Origin of the sequence: Eggerthella sp. (genome assembly GCF_048329335.1) — a bacterium.
Lineage (GTDB): Bacteria > Actinomycetota > Coriobacteriia > Coriobacteriales > Eggerthellaceae > Eggerthella > Eggerthella lenta.
On sequence record NZ_DBFEGU010000201.1, the window covers coordinates 1 to 4421 of the forward strand.

Below are 4421 nucleotides of genomic sequence, written 5' to 3' on the forward strand. Positions count from 1 at the left end.
CGCCCGGGGAGCGTGCCGTGCTGGAATACCGGATGACGTTTCGCTAGGAGGCGCCATGGAGGAGAAGTGCAGGTGCTCGTGGGCGGGCGACGTGCCCGTGTACGTCGACTACCACGATAACGAGTGGGGAAGGCCCACCCATGACGATCGCATGCTGTTCGAGCTGTTGGTTTTGGAGGGCGCGCAGGCGGGCCTCTCGTGGTTGACCATCTTGAAGAAGCGCGAGGCGTACCGCGAAGCGTTCGACGGCTTCGACCCTGCCAAGGTGGCGCTCTACGACGAGGCCAAGGTCGAAGAGCTCATGGCGAACGAGGGGATCGTGCGCAACCGCCTCAAGATCAACGCGGCCATAACCAACGCGAAGCTGTTTCTGGACGTGGCCCGCGAGTTCGGAAGCTTCGATGCGTTCATCTGGGGCTATGTGGATGGCGAACCCATCGTGAACCGCTGGAAAACCCAGGCCGACGTGCCGGCGACCACGCCGCTTTCCGACCGCATCAGCGAGGATCTCAAGAAGCGCGGCTTCAAGTTCGTCGGCTCCACCATCGTGTATGCCTACCTGCAATCCATCGGCATCGTGAACGACCACGTGGTCGATTGCTTCGCGTATCGGGAGCTTACGTCGTAAGGATGGTTCGGCCTCCGTCGTCGTGGCGGGCATTTGAAAGCTAGGCCGATGCCGTTTCCCCCTCTTCGTCCAGCAGCTTGCGCGCGTAAGCGATTGCATCGTCGATATTGCTGCGGAAATGGTCTTCTCCCACCATGTCCACGAAACCAGCGCGGCGCATGGTTTTCATCGGCTGCTCGTTGGCGTGCGAGAAGATGAGGCTGACGCCGTTCTCGCGGCAGTACCCGTAGAGGTTCTCCAGCGCGTTCATGCCCGTCGAATCGAGCGATGGCACGCCTCGCATGCGGATGATCAGGTACTTCGTGAAGGATTTCACCGATATGTCGGATATGCGGTCGGTCATGCCGAAGAACATGGGTCCGTTGATCTCGTACACGCGCACGCTTTCAGGGAGTTCGCGCAGGTGCGTGACCTCGGAATCCTCGTCGCAGTAGTATTTCCAGCCGCGAACCTCGGTCTCCTCGCTCACCATCTTCATGAACAGGACGACCGTGATCAACATGCCCACGGCAATCGCCACCACCAGGTCGAACACGACGGTCAGCGCGAAGGTGAGCAGCAGCGTGGCCACCGCTCCTCGGGAGGCCGTCTTGCACAAGTGTGCGAAATTGCGCCATCCCGACATGTTGTAGGCGACGTGCAGCAAGATGGCCGCGATGGTCGGCATGGGGATGAGAGCCGCGTAGGGCATGAAGAACACGAGGACGATCAGCAGCACGAGCGCATGGGTCATGCCGGCGACGGGCGTGCGGCCTCCGTTCTTCACGTTCGCGGCGGTGCGCGCGATGGCGCCGGTTGCGGGGATTCCGCCGAATAGCACCGAGCCGATGTTGCCCACGCCCTGCGCAACCAGCTCCATGTTGCTGCGGTGGTGCGAGCTGATCATGCTGTCGGCGACGACGCAGGACAGGAGCGATTCGATCGCGGCCAGGATGGCGATGGTGATGCCGTTGGGAAGCTGGTCGGCCAGCAGGTCGACGTTGAGTTGGGGAATGCGGAATTCGGGCAGGTCGCTGCTGATGACGTACAGGTCGCCGATGGTGCTCACCTGCATGCCGAAGCCGCTGACCAGGGCGATTCCCACGATGAGCGCGACAAGGGATCCGGGGATGCGTTCGCTGACCTTAGGCCAGGCGAACAGGATGGCGAGGCAGACCGCTCCCACGACGAACGCTTGCCAGTTGGCCGTTCCGATGCTTTGGGCGACGGCCTGCAGCTTGTCCATAGTCTCGACCGTGGGCGCGCCGGCGGGGAAGGCGAGGCCGAGGAAGTCTTTGAATTGCCCAATGACGAGGGTCACGGCGATGCCCGCCGTAAAGCCCGTGGTGATGGTGTAGGGGACGAACCGGATGAGCGATCCCAGCTTGAAGAAGCCCATCAGCATGAGCAGCACGCCGGCGATGACGGTGGCTGCGACGAGGCCGTCCATGCCGTCGGTTGCCACGATGCCTGCAACGATGGTGGCGAACGCCGCCGTGGGGCCCGAGATCTGCACGCGGCTGCCGCCGAGGAACGCGATGAGGAACCCGGCGACGATGGCCGTGTAAAGGCCTTGCTCAGGACTCACGCCCGAAGCGATGGCCAGCGCGATGGAAAGGGGCAGCGCCACCACGGCCACCATGACGCCCGAGACGACGTCTTTGGGAAGCTGTCGCTTGAGCTCTTCGCTGTCGGAGTGCTTGATGATGCTGAAAAGTATCGGTTTGATCTTGTCGCGTTGCAATGCTCTGCTCTTCCATGTCGTCGCTTCTGCTCGGTGCGCGCGAAAAAGCGTTCCGCCCGGATCGACCGGGCGGAACGCAAGCGAATACTATGCGGTTGGATTCGATTTTGCGCCTCGCCATTATACTGCAAGATTACAAGAGGGCAACAAATCGGGGAAATGCGAAGCATCGACAAGGGCTGAAGCGCTGTGTCGACAGATGCTCGGAGTCTCGTATGATACTCGGGGCGATGAGCATTCCGTGGCGAACGGGCGGTGTTCTGATATTGTCCGCGAGTTCGTAAGCTTCGATGCGTTCCGTTGGAGCGCATCACCCAGAGGCTTCGGCTTACAACCTGATGGACAGAATACCCATCGAGCTTGCTAGAAGAACGAGAACGACGACTGCTGCCAAGACGATCAGGGCTGCTGTTGCGGGTTTGCCTAGTTTCATCGATTCTCCCTCCGGATGTTCTTCGTCAGGCGCTCTGTGTGCTGATAGAATTATACCGAACCTGAAAACTGATTATTCGAGCGAGGGTTTATTTTGGAAGAACGCAAACGGGGTGGGGCAAGCGGCTTCGACGCGAGCGAAGCGGAGGAGCGCGAGATTCGCCTAGAGCAAGCGCGCACCGCGAGAATCGAGGCGGAAGAACGTAGTCGGAAGAAGGAATCTCGCAGGGCTTCCAGGAAAGCGTTGGGACGATTTGCAAAGCGCTTTCCCCTGAAAGTGATATTGCCGATCGCAGCGGTTGCGTTGGTTGCGATCTTCGGCTTCGTCCTGCCTTACGTCATGGACGACGATGAGACCCAATACGTTACAGAGTCCGATCTGAAGTCCGCCGTCGACATCGACAACCTCTCGACCATCGACTACGTGTACCACGGCATCGCGGAGAAGCACAGCACGTTCCTTTGGCAGGATCGGGTGGACTATCGCGTCAAGTACCAGGCGCACGTTCGCGCGAGCTACAAGCTTGTCGATATCGAGTTTCGCGTCGATAGGGACAACGGGGTTGCGACTGCGTACCTTCCCGAGGCGGAGATCGGCGAGCCGCAGCTCGATCACAAGGAGTTCGGCTATCTCCCCGAGAACGCAACCGCGGACATGAAGGACGTCATCGCCCTGTGCCGCGAGGATGCAGCGTCGGACGTGGACAGGGACGAGATCAGAAGAGAGGCCGACGCGAGCCTGCGGGATACCGTGTCGGCTCTCACGAAGCATTTGCTCGGCGACGATCTGAAGCTTGAATTCAAGCCTATTTCCGAGTACAGCGAGGAGGTTGCGGCTGATGAATAGGAAACGCTTCGTTTGCCTTGCGCTTGTCGGCGTGCTCGCTTTTGCGGGCCTTGCCGGATGCGGCAAGGAGGAAGAGTCCCCTGATTTCTCCGGGTATTCGAAGATCGCCGAGCTTGCTACGATCAAGTGCGTGTACCACAACGTCGCCGAGATTTACAACGACGGAACCAACATGCTGTTCGGCATCAACGTCGGCTACAAGAAGGCGTGGTTCGAGTACGATGGAACCATGCAGCTTGGCGTCGACGTGTCGAAGGTCCGTATCGAGGGCCCCGACGAGAACAACGTGGTGACGATCGTTATTCCGCAGGCTCAGGTTCTTGGCGTTCCAGACGCGGACGAGAGCACGTTTTCCGATGTCTACAGCGACACGGGCCTGCTGACCTCGATCACCTCCGTCGATCAGGCCGAGGCGTACGCTGCGGCGCAAGACAAGATGAGGGAAAGCGCCGAGGGCAACGAGATGCTGATAAGGGAAGCGCGCGATCGGGCGGAGATGCTTTTGTTCCAATACGTGGAAGGAGTTGGCAAGAAGCTCGGCGTCGAATACGAGATTCGCGTCAAGGATGCCGAGTAGCGTTCGACGGGCGGGGCATGCGCCTGCGGCTGCCTTCGCCCCGTCGAACGCCGCGGTGTCCTTCTCCTTTTGTGTGCTTGTCGCTGCGCCTTCGCATTGCCGCTGTTCAGAGGGCGATTCCCTTTTCATGGAGGACTCTCGTCACGTTTGTTGCGGTCGCTTCCGATTCGTCGGTCAGCAGGCCATCGTCGGTAAGCATCGGCGTGTCTAAAAC

Annotated in this window: 4 protein-coding genes; 3 read left to right on the forward strand and 1 reads right to left on the reverse strand. The window is 60.2% G+C overall.

From position 1 onward, the window contains the following. Positions 1-55 precede the first annotated feature (55 nt). Positions 56-628 carry a DNA-3-methyladenine glycosylase I gene (locus ACMO6A_RS06615; protein ID WP_009608571.1) on the forward strand — a complete coding sequence of 191 codons (573 nt, stop codon included), beginning with the start codon at positions 56-58 and terminating at the stop codon, positions 626-628. 40 nt (positions 629-668) lie between these two features. Here ACMO6A_RS06615 and ACMO6A_RS06620 read toward each other — a convergent pair whose 3' ends face one another. After that, a complete protein-coding gene (locus ACMO6A_RS06620; RefSeq protein ID WP_009608530.1) occupies positions 669-2351 on the reverse strand; it encodes a SulP family inorganic anion transporter in 1683 nt (560 codons plus the stop codon). A gap of 526 nt (positions 2352-2877) precedes the next feature. Here ACMO6A_RS06620 and ACMO6A_RS06625 point away from each other — a divergent pair. After that, positions 2878-3630: a DUF4230 domain-containing protein gene (locus ACMO6A_RS06625; protein WP_009608525.1), complete on the forward strand. Its 753-nt coding sequence runs from the start codon at positions 2878-2880 to the stop codon at positions 3628-3630. Further along, positions 3623-4207 (forward strand): DUF4230 domain-containing protein, encoded by a 585-nt coding sequence (locus tag ACMO6A_RS06630; RefSeq protein WP_009608526.1) that lies wholly within the window; start codon positions 3623-3625, stop codon positions 4205-4207. Before ACMO6A_RS06625 ends, ACMO6A_RS06630 begins: the two co-directional genes overlap by 8 nt. The last annotated feature ends 214 nt before the right edge of the window (positions 4208-4421 follow it).